Below are 20,513 nucleotides of genomic sequence, written 5' to 3' on the forward strand. Positions count from 1 at the left end.
AGTTTAAAAGCACTAATATTGCACTCCCAAAACGAACAAGGGTATTTAACTGCAAAGCGTAAATAAACCTCGTTTTAGGAAATAACCAGCACTCCTTCTTAGCTCAGCTGGTTAGAGCATCTGACTGTTAATCAGAGGGTCGCTGGTTCGAGCCCAGCAGAGGGAGCCAAAACCCGCAACGAAAGTTGTGGGTTTTTTGCATTTAGGGCTGGGCGAGAAGTTTATCCTGAATTACGGTATATCGCAGATATAACTATAAAAAATCTGGTACACGTAGCCATTTTGCCGAAAAGCCCACCTTAGCTTCAGCGTTTCACCTGACTAGGGGTAATGGAGAACTTTTTCTTAAATGCATTACTAAAGTGCTGCAATGAACAGTAACCCAATTCAAATGCTATTTCTGTAGCTTGTTTTTTGCCTTCGCGCAGATCGTTTTTTGCCAACTCCAAACGCAAGTCAGATAAATAAGAAAAAGCTGTTTGGTTAAACATTTCTTTAAAACCCCGCTTCAGTTTGTATTCATTTATCCCTGCTATTTTTGCCAGTTCTACCAGCGTAGGTGGCGACTCCATATTTTTAACTAAATAATCGCGGGCAAATACAATTCGTTCTTTGTCGTAATCATGTTTGATGTATTCAGATTTTGAATTTTGAAGGTTATCAAATGATTCCGCCTGCAAAACAAGTAGTTCAATCGTTTTAGAAAGAAGAAATAATCGCTTTAACCCACCCCAATAATCACAATTCAAAATCGAATGAATACAGGTCTGTAAAGACAAATCGATATTTAAATTAGTACTTAAAAAAGCTACAGGTGTTCCCGAAACTATTTTGTCTGCAAACTGCTTAAGCGATTCATTTCCATCTTTTGATATGGACAAAAAAGCATCCTTTTCAAATTGAATCATAAATGATTTCATCCGCAGCTCATCAAACTTCATTTTGCCTTCGGCTTTGGTGCCATAGAATAAATTGTGCTGGTTCCCATTCAACTCAAAGGAATTGCTCATCCCATCCTGTTTTATCGAAGTTCTTCCCTGCAGATTAAAGTGCATGGTTACCAGCTCCGTATCTCCTTTCCAATCCAGTTCGGTTGGTTTATCAAGATCGGTTTCGGAGTAAAGAATCTTGATGCCATCAAAAAGCCATTGTTTAGCTCTTAATTGTCCAAAAGGGATGTCTATTTTAAAGGTATCTTCTTTAAAAGCCTGATTATTGATAATACTTTCATCAAAGGTCATTTTAAATGCCTTGTTATCATTTCTTAACTCAAATCCCATGCTCCCTAATTTACTAGTTTAACTCCTTTATTTGCAAGCTCATTTTTTGATAGTCAGATAATTTTGAAAAAATTCCAATAAAAAGCGGCCGTTGGCACAAGCTAAAGTATGTAAGAGTGGCGATATTTTTTGTGCTAAACCTTTTACTGATACGGGATTAAAAATAAAAAAGCAAAACAATGAATAAAAAAGCAATCATCATAGGAGCCGGTGTTGCAGGCCCAATACTGGCTTTACAACTAAAGAAAATAGGTTTTGAGTCTGAAATATTTGAATCGAGATCAGAACACAATACAAAAGAGGGCGCCTTTTTGGGGCTCACGCCTAATGGCTTGAATGTATTGAAAGAATTTATTGATTTGGAAGCGCTCAAAGAAGATTACACTCCAGGCTCAATGAAATTTTTCAATTCCAAAGGAAAACAAATAGCTGAACTAGGTACGGCTTACCAGAAACAGCAATATGGTGTAGAAACAATTCAGCTAAAACGCGCAAACCTTAACAAATACGCTCGAAAGGCAGCAATTGATGCCGGCATAACCATAAAGTACAACAAAAAATTTGTTAGCTATGATGAAACAGATGGACAGGTAACAGCCCGTTTTGTAGATGGGACAACAGCAACGGGCGACATAATGATTGGCTGCGACGGAATGTTTTCTGAGGTCAGAAACCAATTGTTCCCTGAAGCTTCCGTAGTGGAGTACACAAAGTTGATCTCTACAGGCGGGTATGCAAAGATTCCCGAGCTTTCAAAACCGCTGGATTCTATACGGATGACCTTTGGCGAAAGGGGATTTTTTGCTTATTCAGTTTCTGATAAGGGCGAAGTCTGGTGGTTCAATAATTATTTCAGAGCAGCGCAACCTAAGCCGCAGGAAATAGAGAAAACATTAAAAACTGAAATTCAAGACCATTTAATTGAGGTTCATAAGAACGACGATCCTTTATTCTCCAAAATAATCAAAAACAGTCATGAAATTATTGCTTATCCTATTTATGATGTACCTAAGCTTTCGCATTGGTACAAAGGCAGAATTTGTCTTATTGGAGATGCTGCACATGGCATTTCTCCACATATTGGACAAGGGGCTTCACTGGCATTAGAAGATACTGGTGTAATTGCTGATCTTTTAACATCATATAATGACTATGAAACCGCATTTCAGATGTTTCAATCGGAACGCCAGCCGAGAGTAGAAAAAGTAATAAAAAGCGCAAGAAAAGTTGGCGATACCAAAACAAAAACGAATCCGATAGCAGCATGGTTCCGCGATCGCTTAATTGGCTTCTTTATTGGCAAGCAAATTCAACAACTTGACTGGATTTATGGTTGGAGACGCTCAGATAAGAGCAATGGTTAATGTAATAGGACAACAATAGATAGTCGAAACTTAAGGGGCTAAATGCGACTAAAGATTTTAGTTAAAGCAAGGTTCGCTGGTTTAACTGTGGTTTTTCTCCTCTTGCAAAGCAATCCGTTCTCTAAAGGCCTTATATCGCGATCGGCCAATGGGTAAAATTTCTCCGTTTTTAAGCTTTAATGCATATTTGGTGCCCGAAGAAATTAAGATCTGCTCCGTTTGTTTAATTTGAACCAGGTATGATTTATGGATCCGTTCAAAACCAGCAGGCAAAATCTGCTCCAGCGCATCAAGCCCCTTATCGTGCAACGTGCTGCTGCCATCCAGCAGATGCAGTTCGCTGTATATGCCTGCACCTTTAATATAGTTGAGCTGGCTAAGCTCGATGAGGTGGACGCTGCCGTTTTTTCGTACGGTGAGGTAGCGCAGGTTGCTGCTAAGTTCTTTTTTTGTGGCTGTTGCCCTACTAAGCGCTAATGTAAGCCGTTCCTGATCGAAAGGCTTTGGAACAAAATCGAGCACGCCTAACTCAAAAGCACGCAGTGCATTTTCGGTATTAGCCGAAACCACTATGGTTTTAAAAGTGCGCGAGGTTAAAGATTGCAGTACCTCAAAACCATCTTTCCCGTTCAGGTTAAGATCGAGCAATAAAATATCAATACTGTTCTTTTCCAGAAAATCTATTCCCTTTTTAAGCGAATCGCAGATCTGGATTACAGCATTACCTTCGAAATGAGCGGCTGTCATGCGCTCAACCCTTTTTGCTATCCGTGCTTCATCTTCTATTATCAGTATCGTCATTTTAATTTGTTGCTTATTTTAATGATACTCGTCCAACCCTGTGGCGAAGCGGCGGATGAAAATTGCCAGTAGCCCGGGTAACTTTCTTCGAGCCTGGCTTTAATGTACCTAAAACCGTTTCCTCCGCTGCGGTCTGCTTGTAGTTCCCTGTTTTTGCCAAAGGTTTCGAAAGTGTACTGGCAAAAATCATCGTTTTGAGTAAAAGAAAGTTTGAACCTGATGGTGCCGTTGTCTTGTGGTGTATTGTGTGTAATACCGTTTTCGAGCAGGGTATGGAAAATGGCCGGAGGTATGGTTGCCGAGGTCATAATTCCGCTGTCTTCCCATTCATAATTGATTTCTTTTCTAAAACCCATCACTTTCAGGTGCATCTGGCATAAAGCAATTTCCTGTCTGATTGGGATTAAACTCTGTTCAGATATGGCATTCATGATATCAAACTCGTTGGCCAGTGCCTGAATAAATTCGGTTCCTTTTTTAGGCGATTCTTCTACCCAGTCGATGAGCGAGGTTAGGGTGTTTTTGATGAAATGTGGCTGGATATTTTTCTTTAAAAGTTCGAGTTGTAATCTCGACGAAAGCAGCAGCGAATGAGAATGTTCCTGTTCTATCTTTTTCATCTGGATGGTGTGCAGATAGAGCATGGCCAGCACAATAAAAGTATAAAAGATAAATATGCCAAAATCGTAAAGCAGATAATAATTCATGCCGGCACTGGCTAAAATGCCTGCCATTAACAGCCAGCTGCCTTTTTGTTTCCGGTAAACAGCATCAAATGCAATAAGCAACATGGTAAACCACATGGTTCTGCTATAATAAATGGCCGATAGATCGTAGTGGCCATAATTGCGGATGTAAATAAATAGCAGCACACCAAAAAGCAAGCAAAGGAGCAGGTATTTTCTTTTAATGCCAAACTGGATACAGAAGTAGAGGGGCACCAGGAGCGAAATGGAAAAAGTTAGCCACCCGATTACTTCCATCCGAATAAAGAATTTTGGATAGGGGATTTCAATATAAAATTTAAGGTACTCGGTAATTAGGAGCGAAAAGAAGAGCAGGCAAATTACAGAAAAGATGAGCACCGGATATTGTTTTTTATGGCTGTTGAAATATAGAAAAATATAATACAGCGAGGCTACCAGAAAAGCGCCTGCCATGATAAACATAAGTGAAGAAATAAGCAGCGGCCTGCGGATGAGGTTAACGTAGGTATCGAGCTTTACGCCCACGCTACGTTGCACCCCGGGGTAACTAAACTGTGTGCTGCGCAAGGCTACGGTATGCTTGCCCGGTTTGGAAAGCGAATCTGGAACAGGGAGAATTATAGTTTCGTTACCCGGAATTTCATCAACAACCGGCGAGCCCGGTTTTCCATTGATCCCTATTTTAACCCCATCCCAATAAATTTCGTAAGCCCCAAAAGCAATTACCTGCAGGCCCAATGCACCTCCGCTGTTGGCAATCAGTTCGGTTTTTTCCCTGATCCAGAAAACCTGTCGGCCGGTGGAGCCACGCTCTTGTCGCCAGCCGGTTTCGTTTAAGTTTTTGGCAGCCCAGGTCACATTATCGCCTGTTTTAAATATAGGATCGTATTCTTCGTACAATACCTGCCGTTTGCACGAGCAAAATAAAACTGTGGAAAGTATAAACAGGAGAATACGTTTCATAATTCAAATGTAAGGTAAAGATAAATCGACTTGATGCATTTCAAAAGGATATAGAGCTGTTTGCATGTTTTTTTATTTAGCTATCAGCAGGGAGGATTAATCTTGCAGTATGAAACATATCGCTATCACCTTTACCCTCTTTATTTGTTTTTGGTTAAACAGTACCGCACAATTAAAAGAGCGTTCGTTTTCCGGTCACGTTAAAGAGAAAACAACCAACGCTGCAATACCTTTTGCAAGTGTTACCATTTTAAATGAAGCTGGTAAAGCATTGGTATCGGGCATGGCCGATGATAAAGGAAAGTTTACTTTGGGCACCACACAACAAGGCAAACTTAGCATCGAATTTAGTTTTATGGCCTACCACAAAGTAAGCGTAACAATTGAGGCTGATAAGAATAAAGCTGATTTGGGAACTGTTTTAATGGAGCCTGATACAAGGGTGTTAAACGAAGTATCGGTTACGGCCGAAAAAGCAGCTGTAAGTTTAAAGTTAGATAAAAAGGTTTTTGAGGTTGGAAAAGATATTCTTTCGCAATCGGGTTCGGTAACCGAATTACTGGCGGGGGTACCCTCGGTAAGTGTTGCGCCAGGTGGCGGCATAAGCCTTCGGGGAAACAGTAGTGTATTGGTGCTGATTAACGGCAGGCGGTCTGGTTTAACTGCCGGAACAGCGCTTGAACAATTGCCCGCCGACCAGGTAGAAAGGGTAGAGGTGATTGCCAATCCTTCTGCACAATATGATGCTTCGGGCTCGGCAGGGATTATTAATATTGTACTAAAAAGAAATAAGAAAAGCGGCTTTAACGGGCAGCTTAGGCTGGTGGGCGGTATTCCGAACGACAGCCGGATTTCGCCGAGTTTAAATTATAAATCGAATAAATTAAATCTCTTTTCAACCGTTGGGCTAAGGTTTTCTGATTATGTTGGTTTATACAAAACCAACCAAACGGTAAATCAGAATGGTTTTAACAGTATGCTTAACCAAAGGCAGGATGAAAACCGCCATGACGATGGAAGGCTGGTTTATTTCGGTGCCGATTATCAGCCGGATAGTTTAAATACCATTACCATTGCTTACCTGCGCAATGCCACAAAAGACCACGACAAAACAACATTGGCTTATAATTATTTCAGTTCGGTTCCAGATAGTGCGCTTGTGCGCTCGGGCGAATCGTGGGAAAACAGAAATTACAATCAGATCGAATTTAATTACACGCGGCTCTTTAAAAAGCCTGGGAAAAAGTTAACGGTAGATATGCAGTACGATTTCTGGAACAGTGCTAAAAACTGGAATCTTGCTACGAGCAAAATATCGCCATCGGTTGAGCAACGGCCCGAAATTAGGACAAGTAATATTGGTTCGAGCAGAGATTTTGCTGCGCAAAGCGATATGGTTATCCCCCTAAATAACAAAGCTACCTTAACCTATGGCATTAAAGCCGAAAACCGAAGGGTAAACAGCGATTTCCTTGCGGAAGGAAGAACAGCGGACGGCTGGACGGTAATTGATAACATTGACAATGGTATGGGTTACAATGAGTTTATTGGAAGTGCTTATTTACAATTCAACAGTAAAATCAGCCATTTTTCTTATCAACTGGGGCTACGTAGCGAATATACCGAAGTACGTATCGACGATCGGAGAGATGTATATGATAGTAAAAAGGATTATTTAAAACTGTTTCCAACCCTGCATTTGGGTTACGAAATGAGCAAGAGCACTTCGCTGCAGTTGAGCTACAGCAGACGCATTAACAGACCAGCTTTAAACAACCTTTATCCTTTTAATGAAATAACCGATTACAATTCGAGATATGTGGGCAATCCTGGTCTTAATCCATCCTATGCCAATGTATTCGAACTGGGTTTGCTAAAACGCATGGGTACGCTTATTATCAATCCATCGCTGTACTACCAGCACAATACCGGGGTAATGATCGATTACAATTACCGTGAAAACGGGCTTTTTATTTCCATGCCTGTTAACATTAAACAAGAAGAACGCTCGGGCGCAGAACTTTCGGTGCTCTATAATCCTTATAAATGGTTACAAATGAATATGGAATTGAATGTTTACCACTTCAGTCAGGCTGGGGTGTACGACAGTCAGGATTTCGCTTTTTCGGGTAATACTTATACATCCAGATTAGGGACTCAGGTAAAATTGCCCAATAAATTTAGTGTGCAGGCCCGTTATAATTTTACCGGTGCAGTTAATAATGCACAGAGCAGCATGAAAGCAATCCATTCGATCGATGCGGGGGTTGGTCAGAACTTTTTAAAAGATAAGGCTAGCCTGTTGTTCGATGTGAGCAATTTGTTTAACCTACGCAAATTTTCTACAACTACAACGGGGCAGGGTTTTAGTATTACGCAGGTAAATAGTCCCAATGCGGCCAGGTATCGACTCACTTTTGTTTACAGGCTTAATTTAAGCGATGGTCAGGGAGTTAGGCAGGCCAAGAGCGGAAATAGGAGTTAGGGGAGTGTATTTTTACCATCTAACATATACAAGGTTAAGAATGACCAAGTCGGTTAGGTGTACAGGTAATTTCTTTAACAATTAAAACATATAGGCCCACTTTGGGAAAATTGTTCTTATATACAACTTATATGTCTGCAATGTTTTTTTGTTTTAGGACACCGCAATCGATAATCCCAAACAAAAAGGCAAGTGCGAAAAATCCGTCACTTGCCTTTTTTACCTAAGGTTATATATAAATTAACCCTGGTGCTCAGGCGCTCCATTAGGGTCCATCCAAACATATTCCCAATGGTGGCCATCAAGATCGTCGAAACTATGTTGGTACATAAAGCCGTAATCGGTAGCCGGATTAGGTACTGTGGCACCAGCAGCTACCGCTTTATCTACCATTTCGTTAACGGCATCCTTACTGTCAGCTGATAAGGCAATGGAAGTTTCTATTGCTTTGTGGGCATCGATGATTTCTTTTTGGGTAAAAGTTTGGAAAAAGGTTCTGGTAAGCAGCATAACGTAAATAGTATCGCTGATGATCATGCAGGTTGCTTTCTCATCGGTAAATTGTGGGTTAAAAGTATAACCAAGTTTGGTGAAAAATTCTACTGATTTGTTAAGGTCGCTAACAGCCAGGTTCACAAAAATTTGAGTTGCCATATTGTTTTCTAATTTAGTTTATTCAAAGGTATAATAAAGCCAGGTAGGTATTAATGTGCAAAAACGACAAGTTAAGGGGTTAAACGCGACTTATGCGAAATTTAATGAAATTGGAATGCCCGCTTAAGACAGTCACTCAAAAAATTGCATAAGGTTTTAAAATGATTTGTAATTCTTTTTATCTTTAGTTTTGGTTTCCGATGGCGGCCATTAAATACCAACTCCTTACAAGCCCTAAACCTTTAAAACCATTAATTGCTCATGAAACGAATATTGCCTATTTTAACGGTCTTGCTACCCCTTTCTGCTTTAGCTCAACAGAAATTGCCAGTTGTAAAAGCAAGTATTGGCCAGGCAAAAATTTACGAAGAGAATAACGCTGTATCGAGCTGGTATATCAATCCAAAAATAAAACTGGACGTTTTTACCGCTGGTAAGTTCACAAGACCGAAAAGCATAAAATTCAAAACTGACATTGACTCGATCGTTTTTAACATCAGCCCCGGGCAGAAAAAGGAGTTTATTGTTTTGTTAAACGGAAAAGATTCGTGCCTCACCCAAATTGCCGCTCCTGTACTAAAAAACTTCAGTAAGGTATCGCCCGAAATTCACGACTCAATACCTTTTTTTGTAAATAAATACAACACGAATTTTTTGCCGGTTGTTTTTAACGATACTGATTCCCTGTTAATGAATTTTGATTCGGGAGCAAATGATATAGATCTTACCACCGCTGCATTGGCGAAAAAAGTGAAGTCGAAACCCAAGCTTTATAACACCGATTATGATATCAAAATTGGAAACCATATTTACAAAAGCAAAATTTATGATATCGAATTAGCTGGGAATGAAGTTGATGGTCTGGTGGGATGGGATATATTCGACGGAATGATTGTAGCGTTAGATTATGATCAGAATAAAATGATGGTACATTCTACCATGCCAAAGCAGATTTTACAGGATAAACAATACACCAAGTTTAAGATCACTTATATTAAAAACAAACCTTTTATAGAAAGTGAAATTTCGCAAAGCGGAACCAAAAATAAAAGCCTGTTTTTCTTCGATTTGGGTTACCAGCGCACAGCTATGCTTGATAACGATTTGCTGACGAAAATGAAGTTTCCAACCGAGAAGATGGAAATTATAAAAAAGGTAATTATGCACGGAATAAAAGGAAATGAGATACCGGTAACCACGGTAAAACTTCAAAGTTTGAAGATTGGTAATTTCGAATTGAAAAATGTGCCAGCTCAGGTGATGGAGCAAAACAAACCCATGCCTGGCGTTAATGTTCATTACTTTGGAACGGATATTCTGAAAAGATTCAATACAGTTTTTGATTTTCAAAATAATGTGATCTATTTAAAGCCAAATCATCTTTATGATGTTGCTTATGCAGACCAAAAAACTTAATAATACTTTATTTTAATCGCAAAGATGACGAAGTGAAGGCGCAAATAACACAGTCTTAGGTCATTTCGACTGAAGTGCAACGATTTGGAGATCTTTTAAAATGTGGCTTTTCAGTCTTTTTGTATTACCTATTAATCAATAAATTGAATCTGTTGTACTAAATAAGCCTCCCCAAACTTCTGCGGATCATGTACCACTGTAGCTTTAATGGCCTTCCACTTTGGCTGTTGCCCTTTTTGCCAGTTTGCACGGATTTCCTGTGCATTTAGCCAGATTTCTTCAAGCTCGTTCTGAACGGTACTATTTGCATAAGTGAGCTGTAACTTATCTGGAATCATATAATAATCGGCTCCTGTTTTGCTTAACCTAATATTCGGTCCGCCAACAGCGTAATTGGTAATGAGCTGCACGGTGAAAGATTCATTTCCTTTATACTGCTCTTTGCTAATTATCTTTTCGAAAATAAAGTAATATTCAGGTCCGTCTTGAAGCGGCTCTTTATCGCGGTTGAACCTGGCTTTAACTCGGTAAGTATATCCGGGTTCCCTTTGGTCAAAACCCCAAAGCGAAGCACCCGCGTCTACATTGCCGGGCAACTTTAAAAGCACATCATTATCTGCAGCATAACGAGGGCTTACCAGCAATTCAACTTCCTGCCCGTTTTTTAAGTTTAGCGGACCATATCTTTCTGATTTTTTACAAGAAACAAGTGCAAAGGCTACAAAAAGAAAAAGTATGTTTTTCATAGGTGAGTGGTTGTTAGATTAATAGTTCTGATATAAAACGTAATAATACCGATAAGCGCTACACAGATTGATAATCTTTCAGGGTATTGTGGAGCATTAAAACTGATAATTTAGCTAAACCTTAAAATGTGCTAATAGTCCCGTGTTTTGTATAAATGGGTCTTAATACTCTACAATACCTTTGTTATCAATATTTAACAAAGAAAAAAATGTCGAAAATAATTTTAATTACCGGTGCTTCACGTGGCTTTGGTAAAATCTGGGCAAAAGCCCTTTTAGAGCGTGGCAATAAAGTAGCTGCAACCGCAAGAAATATAGCGGATTTAAATGATTTGGTAGAAGCTTATGGCGATGCCGTGTTTCCGCTTCAATTGGATGTAAACGATAGGGATGCCTGTTTTGCAGTAGTTGAAAAAGTTAAGGAGCACTTTGGCCGTATAGATGTATTGATCAATAATGCGGGATTTGGTTTATTTGGTGCCATAGAAGAAACAACCGAACAACAGGCCCGAGCACAAATGGAAACCAATTTTTTTGGACTGCTGTGGGTAACACAAGCAGTTGTTCCGGTAATGCGCGAACAAAAAGCTGGGCACATTATCCAGGTTTCTAGCTTTCTGGGCTTGGTGAGTTTGCCCATACTAGGTTTGTATAATGCCTCTAAATATGCGGTTAACGGCCTAAGTGAAACCTTGGCTACAGAAGTAAAGGGTTTTGGTATTAATGTAAGTTTAATCGAACCAAATGGTTTTTCTACCGATTGGTCGGGTGCTTCAGCTTTCCAAACAGAGCCGCTAGAAGCATATGCTCCAGTTAAAAAAGCGTTTTTTGATGCTTCAACACCCGATAGCTGGGGTAAACCAGAAGCAACGGTACCCGCTGTATTGGCATTGATCGACAGTCCTAACCCCCCTTTACACTTCTTGTTGGGTAAAGTGGCTCTCCCAGGTGTTAAACAGGTTTATGCAGAACGTTTGGCTGAATTTGATGAATGGGCTGAGGTAGCGGCCAATGCACACGGTCATTAATAAATCATTTAAAACCTTTAACTACAAGCTGTACAGAGTAATTGTGTAGCTTGTAGCTAATTACCATTCAAAGGGATGAAACACTATAAAAATTTGGCCGAATTACATAGAGAAAATGCATTTCCGCCGCCCGAGAATCCATTGTTTAGCATTTACAAATGCGACCACATGTGTAGCATGGGCGACCGGGAGTTTACAAGCGATTTCTATATGATCGGTTTTAAAAAGATTATTGCAGGACAAATCCTTTATGGACGTACAAAATATGACCACGAGAGCGGTTCGATGATGTTCTTTAAACCCCATCAGGTAATCGAAATGAAAAACCTGGAGATGGATGAAGACGGTTTTTTGATTTTTATTCACGAAGATTTTTTGAATGGACACATGTTGCATGATACCATCAAAAAATACCACTACTTCGATTACGAAACCAACGAAGCACTGCATCTCTCGCCTAGTGAAGAAAGCACAGTATGGGAGCTGTATCATAAAATTGAAACCGAATACCACAATAACCAGGATGAATATAGCCGCGAATTGATTTTGGCCAATGTAGATACTTTGCTTAAATACAGTCAACGTTTTTACAAAAGGCAATTTCTTAACCGCACAGAAATTTCGGGCAAAACAGTAACCAGGTTTAATGAAGAAATAAATAAATACGTTGCTAATGGATTATTGGCTACTAAAGGTTTGCCATCAGTGCATGATATGGCAGCGCGTTTAAACATTTCGGCAGGTTACTTAACAGACGTTTTAAAACAGGAAAGCGGAAAAACGGCTTTAGAACATATCCATATTTACCTGATAAGTGAAGCAAAAAACCGTTTGATCGGTGAAAATAGGTCGGTTTCGGAGATTGCTTATGCATTGGGGTTTGAGAACCTTTCTTATTTCTCGCGTTTATTTAAAAAAGAGGTTGGTATTAGCCCAAATACATTTAAAAAGCAATTGCTGAATTGATGTTTTCGTGCTATTGTTGGTCAGGATTTACACTCGCCTTTTTAACTATTTATTTGTCCCCCAGATATAGAAGATGAGCGCAGATTCCATTATTCATCTCTTACACTCCCCCCTGACCACCAAGCGTACAAAGACATATTTTTTGTACAATAAAGCCCAACCCCCAGACTTCAGGCTGCTGACTAAAAAACACTCATCCCCCAAAAACCTACGTTCCTGTACTTTATCTTTTTTCTTAAAATTAGTTTTCGTTGCTTTGTTTAGCGCAGAAAATTTTGGAAAAGAAATCCTATATATCGCTTTATTGGAAATGCCAGCTAATCGGTTGGTCGGTAGCTGCTTTGTACTGGACATTTCAAGGTTGGACCACTGCTGGTCATTTTAGATTCGATCTGGCTGTTGTTCAGTTTGTTTCGGATGTGGCGATGTATATTCTGATTACACATTTGTACCGTAATTTTGCAAATAAAAACAATTGGCAAGATCTGGCGCTTGAGAAGCTGATCTGGCGAATGTTGATTGTTATTCCGGTGATGGGTATTTTTTATACCTTGGTTACCATTAGTAAGTTGTATCTGGTGAAGCAGCTGTTTCTAAGCCATCCATCACAGTCATATACCAGTTTTTTTACTGTAAATACGGCCGGTATTTTTATTGCCGGTATCCGTTTAATGGCCATATGGCTTTTAGCCTATCATCTTTATCACTACGCGAAAAGAGAAGTCAGGTTATCGGTAGAAAATGCCAGGTTGGAGCTTAGTTTTAAACAATCGCAACTAGACAACCTTTCCGCTCAGTTAAACCCTCATTTTTTATTCAATGCGCTCAATAATATAAAGTCTTTAGTGTATACCCGCCCCGATGCTGCAGCTAGGGCGATCGACCTGCTAAGCGAACTGTTGCGTAGTGGGCTATATAAAGGTAGTACCATGCTCATTAGGTTAAATGAAGAAGTAGACCTGGCGAGAGATTACCTGGAGCTGGAAGGTTTGAGAATGGAAGAAAGATTACAGTATGAGTTAGACATCGATATTTCGCTCTCTGGAGTGATGGTGCCACGGCTATGCATCCAAACATTGGTAGAAAATGCGGTAAAACATGGAGTTGCATTAGAGAAACAAGGTGGAAAGATTAATGTAATCATTAACGAGCAGGATGGATTGGTTAGTATCCGTGTTTTAAACCCTGGTAAATTGGAGCAGGATAAAAGGGCTGCAGGAATCGGGCTTAAAAACCTAAAAGAACGGCTCGATCTCAGTTACCAGCACCGCGCATCTTTCAGCCTTTATCAAATGGATCAGCAGGTTTGTGCTGAAATTAAAATCCCGACCAGATGAATAATGTTAGGGCACTAATCATCGACGATGAACGAGGAGCAAGGCAGGAACTGATCAGAATGCTAAAAAGCTATCCTCAGGTTACGGTATTGGGTGAGGCTGCCAATGCGGATGAAGCCGAGAAGCTAATCGGACTTTTAAAGCCCGATCTGATTTTTTTGGATATACAGATGCCTGGCCGTTCGGGTTTCGATCTGCTGGAAAATTTGATACACGTACCAGAGGTAATTTTTGTAACTGCTTTCGACAGTTATGCCGTACAGGCTTTTGAAGTAAGCGCCATGGATTACCTGATGAAACCTGTACGGGAAGAACGCTTTAAAAGTGCAATTGATAAAGCTATAGAAAAGATTGGCACGAATGATTGCGCAGCTATTTTTGTAAAGGACAGGGGCAAACATCACCTCATAAAATGGAAAGATGTGCATTTGATCGAGTCGGTAGAGAATTACGCGCGACTCTTTTTTGGCGGTGAACAGGTATTGCTTAAAACTTCGTTAAATAGACTGGAAGAAAACCCCGATTGCCAAAGGTTTTTTAGGGCTAGCAGAAGTATATTATTTAATATCGATTATATCAATTTGGTGAAAAAAGATGATAATGGCACTTTGGTAGAACTTAAAACAGGAGAATCGATCAGGATCTCAGAACGCCAGGCTATTAAATTCCGGAGCCTGATTAAGCTATAAACATTAAATTTTTTAATTATGAAAAAGAACTTGGTAAAACTGGGTGTGGCTGCGCTATGCCTTGTAATGGGACTGGAAACTTTTGCACAGCAAAAACTAACCTTGTCCGATAACAGTAATTATATCATCAACGATAGTGTGATGATTAAAACAAAATACGGCATTACTTTATCTGCAGTAGTGGTAAGGAAAAAAGGTATGCCGCAGAAATTGCCTGCCGCACTCTTTTATTTTATCTACTCCAACACCAATAGAAGTTTGATGGAAGCCAAATATGCCGCCGATCATGGTTATGTTGGCATTGTTGCCGATGCAAGGGGAAAACGGCTTAGTCCTGATGCGCCAGGGCCTTACGAACATGAAACCAAAGATGTAAATGCAGTTATCGATTGGATTATCGAACAATCATGGAGCGATGGCAGGGTAGGGATGTATGGTGGAAGTTATTCGGGTTTTGCACAATGGGCAGCGGCTAAATACCTGCATCCAGCACTAAAAACCATTGTGCCCTATGTTGCAGCTATTCCGGGACTTGGTTTACCCATGGAAAATAATGTTTTTTTAACCGCCAATTACCAATGGGCCTTTTATATTACCAATAATAAATATACTGATGATGCCATAAATAACGACAATGCGCGCTGGCGTAACATGAGGTTTAATTGGTGGAAAAGTGGGGCTGCTTATAACAAGATCGATAGCATTGATGGCACACCAAACCCATGGCTACAGAAATGGCTTAGCCACCCTGATTACGATGCCTATTGGCAGTCGATGGTGCCTTACGGTAGCGATTTTAAACAAATCAATATTCCAGTGCTCAGTATCACCGGCTATTACGACGATGGGCAGGTTTCGGCATTAGAATACCTGCGCGAACATTATAAGTATAATCCATCAGCCGAACATTATTTAATTATAGGCCCCTATGATCATTTTGGGTCGCAGATAGGTGGAGTAGCCAAGCTGAGGAGTTATGAGGTAGATTCAATAGCACTGATCAATACCCGCGAAACCACTTTCGAATGGTTCGATTATATTTTTAAAGGCGGAAAGAAACCTGGACTGTTAAAAGATAGAATCAATTTTGAGATAATGGGCGCAAATAATTGGAAACATGCTCCTTCACTGGCAAAGATGGAGGACTATCGTATCCGGTTTTATCTGGATAGTACAGCGAACGGAACGATGCTGTCGGAGCAAAAGCCAGCTACAGAGGTTTTTATGAACCAACAGGTTGATCTGGCAGATAGAATTAAGTTCTACAATGATTATTATCCCGATCCCATTATAAAAAAAGAAATCGAAAGATCCAACGGACTGTTTTTTATCACGAAGCCATTTGATAAAGCTGTTTCGGTGTCAGGAGCCCTAGAAGGACAGCTTAAGGCCATCATCAACAAAAAGGACATGGATATAGGCCTGGTGCTGTACGAAGTTACACCCTCAGGCGAATATTTTCAGCTCTCTTATTATTTAGGAAGAGCCAGTTACGCATACGATATGAGCAGAAGGAGCTTGCTTAAACCTGGGAAATTAGAAACGATACCTTTTTATAGATCGAGAGTATTCAGCAAGCAGTTGCAAAAAGGGAGCAGATTACTTTTAGTACTCAATATTGATAAAAATCCTTTTGCACAGATTAATTATGGAACTGGTAAGGATGTAAGTAAAGAAACCATAAAAGATGCAGGCGTTCCGCTCAAAATTAAATGGTCTACACAGAGTTTTATAGAACTTGGTTTTTCGGTAGATGTTAAAGATTTGTTTTAAATAATGCGACGGGTCTGGATTTGCAGTCCAGACCTAAGCGCTAAGGATTTGCAATCCGTTTTTAATTATTTATCACCCAGATCTAGAAGATGAATGCAGAATCAATTCCATCATCCAACGTTAAACCACTAATGCTCGAAGCGCACAAAGGCATGTTTTCTTTTACAGCACATACTTCGGACTAATCCATCTTACATCCCTTCAGGCTATTCGCATCAGTTTACTCACATGGCTTTCATCAACCAGGCCAAATTCTGCAGCAATTTGTTTCAATCCAAATCTTCTGCTATCTATTCGCTGTTGAATTAAATTTTTACGGTAATCATGGATGTATTGGCGTAAGGTTATACCTGTATTTCTTTTAAAGTAAGGGCCTATATAATCTTCTGAAAGATTAAAATGTGCTGCCATTACATTCGCTTTTAAATTTTTAGGCTGGTAAATATATTTGTGCAGGTAACAGAAGATGGCTTGAATGTCTTTTGAACGCTGCGCATTACTTTTTATTTCGGGCATATTGCGCTGCATGATAGCAGCAAGCACTAAGACCTGTGTCCAGATTAAAGCTTCATTTTGCATCATGTTTGTGTTAAGTGATAGGATGAGCGCAATGATGTTTTCTACAATCAACAGGTCGTCGGCAGTAAAATTAAAACTTAGAAAATGTGTTTCACGGCTTTTGATCAGGTATTCCAGGCATTGTAAGTTTGCGGGGTTAATCCCCTTTTGATGGATGTATATATCGGTAAACTTGATGTAAATGAAATGTGTTTTTTCATCAATTTCGAAATGGTGCTCATCTTCCGGGCCAATTAAGAAGAGATTTCCTTTTTCGTAAACAACTGGGATTTCGTTAATGATATGCTGGCCAGATCCATTTTTAATGTAAATCAGTTCGTAATGATTGTGCCGATGCACAGGATGCTGCCATTTGCTTACTTCAAATTCTGAAATAACAATAGGCTGAAATTGGACATATCGCTTCATCATAGATTTATACAAATCTATAATACTATTTTACAAAAACATATCTCTGGTTTGTCAAGATCTTTACTGCACATAAATCAATTTAAATTAAAAGACATGAATAAAAGTAAAACAGCATTGGTTGTGGGGGCAAATGGTGTAATTGGCGGTAATTTAATCAGCCATTTAGAAAGCCTTGGCGATTGGGATATTATCGGTTTATCGCGGCGGGGTGGGGCGGATACAGATAAAACCAGGTACATTTCTGTAGATCTGCTCGATTTACAGGATAGTAAGAAACAATTGGGCTCCTTAACCAGCATAACACATATTTTTTATGCCGCGTATCAAGATAAATCTACATGGGCAGAGCTGGTAGCACCTAACCTGGCGATGCTTGTAAATGTGGTTAATACTATTGAAAGTATTGCGAAAGACTTACAGCACATCAGTTTAATGCAAGGCTATAAAGTGTACGGGGCGCATTATGGTCCTTTTAAAACACCCGCAAAAGAAACCGATGGCGGACATATGCCTCCGGAGTTTAATATAGATCAGCAACAGTTTCTGGAGGCACAACAAAAGGGTAAAAAATGGAATTGGTCTGCGCTCCGTCCATCAGTAGTTGCAGGTACCGCATTGGGTAATCCAATGAATTTGCTTTCCGTAATCGCAGTTTATGCATCTATATCCAAAGAATTGGGTTTACCTTTGCGCTTTCCGGGTAAATTAGGCGCTTACGATAAACTTTTAGATATTACAGACGCCAGATTATTGGCTAAGGCAACGGTATGGGCGGCTACAAACGCTGCATGTGCCAATCAGGCTTTTAATATTACCAATGGTGATCTGATTCGCTGGAACGACCTTTGGCCTAAAATTGCAGCTTATTTTAAGATGGATACTGCCCCTCCGCTTCAAATGCCTTTGCAAACCATTATGGCTGATAAATCGGCTTTGTGGACACAGCTACAAGAAAAACATAACCTGGTTAAACACAGTTATGAAGACGTGTCATCATGGGCATTTGGCGACTTTGTTTTTTCATGGGACTACGATTTCTTCTCAGATGGTACCAAAGCCAGGCGGTTGGGTTTTCACGAATATATCGATACCGAAAAAATGTTTTTCGATCTGTTTGACGAACTCAAACGCAAAAAAGTTATCCCGAATTAGTTTTCTGGCCTTACAGATCTGTTATCTGTTGATAGAAATTATTAGTCAGCTGATGCTGACCTTATTCAGCGCTATTTTTATTATAGAACTAATGTTCTAATAAAGTTGGATATTTGCAGCTACAAATAATTTAACTGATGAAACCCTACCTGCAACTTTTCGATTTTTCTAAGAATATAAATTATAAAACTGAAATTCTTGCAGGTTTAACAGTGGCCATGACCATGATTCCTGAATCGTTATCGTTTGCCATTCTTGCGGGTTTCCCTCCTTTAACAGGTTTATACGCTGCTTTTATTATGGGCTTGGTTACTGCCGTTTTAGGCGGCAGGCCAGGTTTGGTTTCTGGTGGTGCAGGTGCAACGGTAATTACGCTCATTGCTTTAATGAAAAGCCAGGGTATAGAATATGTTTTTGCAGCAGTAGCATTAGCGGGCGCAATCCAGATTATGGTTGGGTTGTTTAAACTGGGGAAATTTGTAAGGCTGGTTCCGCAGCCGGTAATGTTTGGCTTCGTTAACGGTTTGGCGGTTATTATTTTTATGTCGCAGCTAGAACAGTTCAAAACTCTTGTTAACGGCAAGATCGTGTGGTTAAGTGGCACTCCTTTATATATTATGCTGGCTTTGGTATTGCTCACGGTGGCAATAGTGATTATTCTGCCTAAAATAACCAAGGCCATTCCATCCTCACTGGTGGCTATTATTGTGGTTTTTCTTATTGTTTTAGGTTTTGGAATTGATACCAAACTGGTTAAAGATATTGCTTCAGTAAATGGTGGTTTTCCGCCATTTCATATTCCGAGAGTGCCACTGAATCTGGATATGCTGAAGATCATTTTCCCCTATTCACTCATTATGGCAGGTGTGGGCTTAACAGAAGGCCTGCTTACCCTGAATCTGGTTGATGAAATTACAGAAACCAAAGGTGATAGGAACAGGGAAAGTATTGCACAGGGAATTGCCAATATTACAAATGGCTTTTTTACAGGTATGGGCGGTTGCCCAATGATTGCCCAAACACTGGTTAACCTCTCGGCAGGTGCCAGGGCACGGTTGTCGGGTATTATTGCGGCTTTAACTATATTGGTAATTATTTTGGTGGGCGCTCCGGTAATAGATCGGGTGCCCATGGCTGCCTTGGTTGGTGTGATGATGATGGTAGCCATTGGTACTTTTGAGTGGATGAGCTTTAAAGTAATTAATAAAATGCCTGTACAGGATATTATCATTGGTATACTGGTGGCTGTAATTACAATTTGGTTGCATAATCTGGCACTTGCCGTATTAATAGGCGTAATTATTTCGGCGCTTGTTTTTGCTTGGGAAAGTTCTAAGCGAATACGTGCCAGTAAATATACTGACGCCAGTGGCGTAAAGACCTATGAAATATTTGGCCCCTTGTTTTTTGGATCGATTGCTAATTTTAATGAGCTGTTTGATGTGGCCCATGATCCCCAGCACATCATAATTGATTTTAAGCATAGCCGTGTTTTTGATATGTCGGGCATTGATGCGCTTAATAAATTAACTGAACGCTACCGTTCGGTTAATAAGGAACTCCAATTAAAGCACCTGAGTAACGACTGTAAACGCTTGTTAAAAAATGCTGATCAGATTATAGCGGTGAACATTATAGAAGATCCTACCTATCGGGTAGCTACCGAAAGATAAATAATTTAACCTTTCGTTTAAGGTATAAAGCACTATTATAGCTAAGCTGGTTTTTGCGGGCTATAATAGGCTAACGGCGATGCTTTTGCCTAAACTTTTGTTAGGCATTTAATTTAATTGTTTTCTTCATATTTCATGTTTTTACTAAAACGTTTAAGTATTTTAAAGAAATAGCAACAAAAAATTGTTCGAATTATTGTAATTGCGGGTTAAAAATATCCTTATTTACTGTTTTATAGGATGTTACTTTCTTAAAGTATTTTGATAATATTTATTTTTTTACCTGTCTGGTTGACAATTATTTTGATAGAATTAAATATTATTGCCCTGTTTTATAAAAATTTCATAAAAATGACAATTCGTTATTAAAACGTTTTAGTATATTATATATTTGAGTTAACCAAATCCTAAATTTTATGAGAATCCTTAACTATTACTACCGAAGTACCTGTCTTTTTAACCTGGGACATATCTTGCCGTTTCCGAAAA

The 20,513-nt window shown here is 39.6% G+C and carries 16 protein-coding genes and 1 tRNA gene; 11 read left to right on the forward strand and 6 right to left on the reverse strand.

What is annotated here, in order from left to right; genetic code table 11:
* Nucleotides 1-92 precede the first annotated feature (92 nt).
* Nucleotides 93-169: transfer RNA gene (locus tag FHT21_RS19770), tRNA-Asn, on the forward strand.
* Between the two features lie 136 nt (nucleotides 170-305).
* On the opposite strand, the gene FHT21_RS19775 is transcribed toward FHT21_RS19770, so the two are convergent.
* Nucleotides 306-1,280 (reverse strand): AraC family transcriptional regulator, encoded by a 975-nt coding sequence (locus tag FHT21_RS19775; RefSeq protein WP_167296436.1) that lies wholly within the window; start codon nucleotides 1,278-1,280, stop codon nucleotides 306-308.
* A 179-nt stretch (nucleotides 1,281-1,459) separates the two neighbouring features.
* On the opposite strand from FHT21_RS19775, the gene FHT21_RS19780 reads away from it, so the two are divergent.
* Nucleotides 1,460-2,644: an NAD(P)/FAD-dependent oxidoreductase gene (locus tag FHT21_RS19780; protein WP_167296437.1), complete on the forward strand. Its 1,185-nt coding sequence runs from the start codon at nucleotides 1,460-1,462 to the stop codon at nucleotides 2,642-2,644.
* An 81-nt stretch (nucleotides 2,645-2,725) separates the two neighbouring features.
* Here FHT21_RS19780 and FHT21_RS19785 read toward each other — a convergent pair whose 3' ends face one another.
* Together FHT21_RS19785 and FHT21_RS19790 are read right to left on the reverse strand one after the other, a co-directional pair.
* The gene (locus FHT21_RS19785; protein WP_167296438.1) at nucleotides 2,726-3,445 is read right to left on the reverse strand and encodes a LytTR family DNA-binding domain-containing protein; all 720 of its coding nucleotides are present in this window, start codon (nucleotides 3,443-3,445) and stop codon (nucleotides 2,726-2,728) included.
* The gene (locus FHT21_RS19790; RefSeq protein WP_208398988.1) at nucleotides 3,442-5,115 is read right to left on the reverse strand and encodes a sensor histidine kinase; all 1,674 of its coding nucleotides are present in this window, start codon (nucleotides 5,113-5,115) and stop codon (nucleotides 3,442-3,444) included. Before FHT21_RS19790 ends, FHT21_RS19785 begins: the two co-directional genes overlap by 4 nt.
* Before the next feature lie 109 nt (nucleotides 5,116-5,224).
* On the opposite strand from FHT21_RS19790, the gene FHT21_RS19795 reads away from it, so the two are divergent.
* Nucleotides 5,225-7,600, forward strand: a complete 2,376-nt coding sequence (locus FHT21_RS19795; RefSeq protein WP_167296439.1) for a TonB-dependent receptor — start codon at nucleotides 5,225-5,227, stop codon at nucleotides 7,598-7,600.
* Between the two features lie 240 nt (nucleotides 7,601-7,840).
* Here FHT21_RS19795 and FHT21_RS19800 read toward each other — a convergent pair whose 3' ends face one another.
* Nucleotides 7,841-8,254, reverse strand: a complete 414-nt coding sequence (locus tag FHT21_RS19800) for a VOC family protein (protein ID WP_167296440.1) — start codon at nucleotides 8,252-8,254, stop codon at nucleotides 7,841-7,843.
* A 261-nt stretch (nucleotides 8,255-8,515) separates the two neighbouring features.
* Here FHT21_RS19800 and FHT21_RS19805 point away from each other — a divergent pair, with 261 nt between their 5' ends.
* Nucleotides 8,516-9,670, forward strand: a complete 1,155-nt coding sequence (locus FHT21_RS19805; protein WP_167296441.1) for an aspartyl protease family protein — start codon at nucleotides 8,516-8,518, stop codon at nucleotides 9,668-9,670.
* A 131-nt stretch (nucleotides 9,671-9,801) separates the two neighbouring features.
* On the opposite strand, the gene FHT21_RS19810 is transcribed toward FHT21_RS19805, so the two are convergent.
* Nucleotides 9,802-10,416, reverse strand: a complete 615-nt coding sequence (locus tag FHT21_RS19810; protein ID WP_167296442.1) for a hypothetical protein — start codon at nucleotides 10,414-10,416, stop codon at nucleotides 9,802-9,804.
* Between the two features lie 209 nt (nucleotides 10,417-10,625).
* Here FHT21_RS19810 and FHT21_RS19815 point away from each other — a divergent pair, with 209 nt between their 5' ends.
* From FHT21_RS19815 to FHT21_RS19835, 5 genes are all read left to right on the forward strand, one after another.
* Nucleotides 10,626-11,444 (forward strand): SDR family NAD(P)-dependent oxidoreductase, encoded by an 819-nt coding sequence (locus FHT21_RS19815; protein WP_167296443.1) that lies wholly within the window; start codon nucleotides 10,626-10,628, stop codon nucleotides 11,442-11,444.
* Nucleotides 11,445-11,519: 75 nt separating this feature from the next.
* The gene (locus FHT21_RS19820) at nucleotides 11,520-12,410 is read left to right on the forward strand and encodes a helix-turn-helix domain-containing protein (RefSeq protein WP_167296444.1); all 891 of its coding nucleotides are present in this window, start codon (nucleotides 11,520-11,522) and stop codon (nucleotides 12,408-12,410) included.
* A gap of 275 nt (nucleotides 12,411-12,685) precedes the next feature.
* Nucleotides 12,686-13,747, forward strand: coding sequence for a histidine kinase (locus FHT21_RS19825; protein ID WP_167296445.1), 1,062 nt, complete (start codon nucleotides 12,686-12,688; stop codon nucleotides 13,745-13,747).
* On the forward strand, nucleotides 13,744-14,436 hold the full coding sequence (locus FHT21_RS19830) for a response regulator transcription factor (protein ID WP_167296446.1): 693 nt from the start codon (nucleotides 13,744-13,746) through the stop codon (nucleotides 14,434-14,436). Before FHT21_RS19825 ends, FHT21_RS19830 begins: the two co-directional genes overlap by 4 nt.
* Before the next feature lie 18 nt (nucleotides 14,437-14,454).
* Nucleotides 14,455-16,209: a CocE/NonD family hydrolase gene (locus FHT21_RS19835; protein ID WP_208398989.1), complete on the forward strand. Its 1,755-nt coding sequence runs from the start codon at nucleotides 14,455-14,457 to the stop codon at nucleotides 16,207-16,209.
* A gap of 201 nt (nucleotides 16,210-16,410) precedes the next feature.
* Here FHT21_RS19835 and FHT21_RS19840 read toward each other — a convergent pair whose 3' ends face one another.
* Nucleotides 16,411-17,199 carry an AraC family transcriptional regulator gene (locus tag FHT21_RS19840; RefSeq protein ID WP_167296447.1) on the reverse strand — a complete coding sequence of 263 codons (789 nt, stop codon included), beginning with the start codon at nucleotides 17,197-17,199 and terminating at the stop codon, nucleotides 16,411-16,413.
* Nucleotides 17,200-17,292: 93 nt separating this feature from the next.
* On the opposite strand from FHT21_RS19840, the gene FHT21_RS19845 reads away from it, so the two are divergent.
* Complete coding sequence (locus FHT21_RS19845; protein WP_167296448.1) at nucleotides 17,293-18,351, forward strand: SDR family oxidoreductase; 1,059 nt, start codon at nucleotides 17,293-17,295, stop codon at nucleotides 18,349-18,351.
* 137 nt (nucleotides 18,352-18,488) lie between these two features.
* Nucleotides 18,489-20,024: a SulP family inorganic anion transporter gene (locus tag FHT21_RS19850; protein WP_167296449.1), complete on the forward strand. Its 1,536-nt coding sequence runs from the start codon at nucleotides 18,489-18,491 to the stop codon at nucleotides 20,022-20,024.
* Nucleotides 20,025-20,513: the final 489 nt, after the last annotated feature.

This window comes from Pedobacter sp. SG908, from assembly GCF_011759615.1.
In the GTDB taxonomy this organism is placed as follows: domain Bacteria; phylum Bacteroidota; class Bacteroidia; order Sphingobacteriales; family Sphingobacteriaceae; genus Pedobacter; species Pedobacter riviphilus.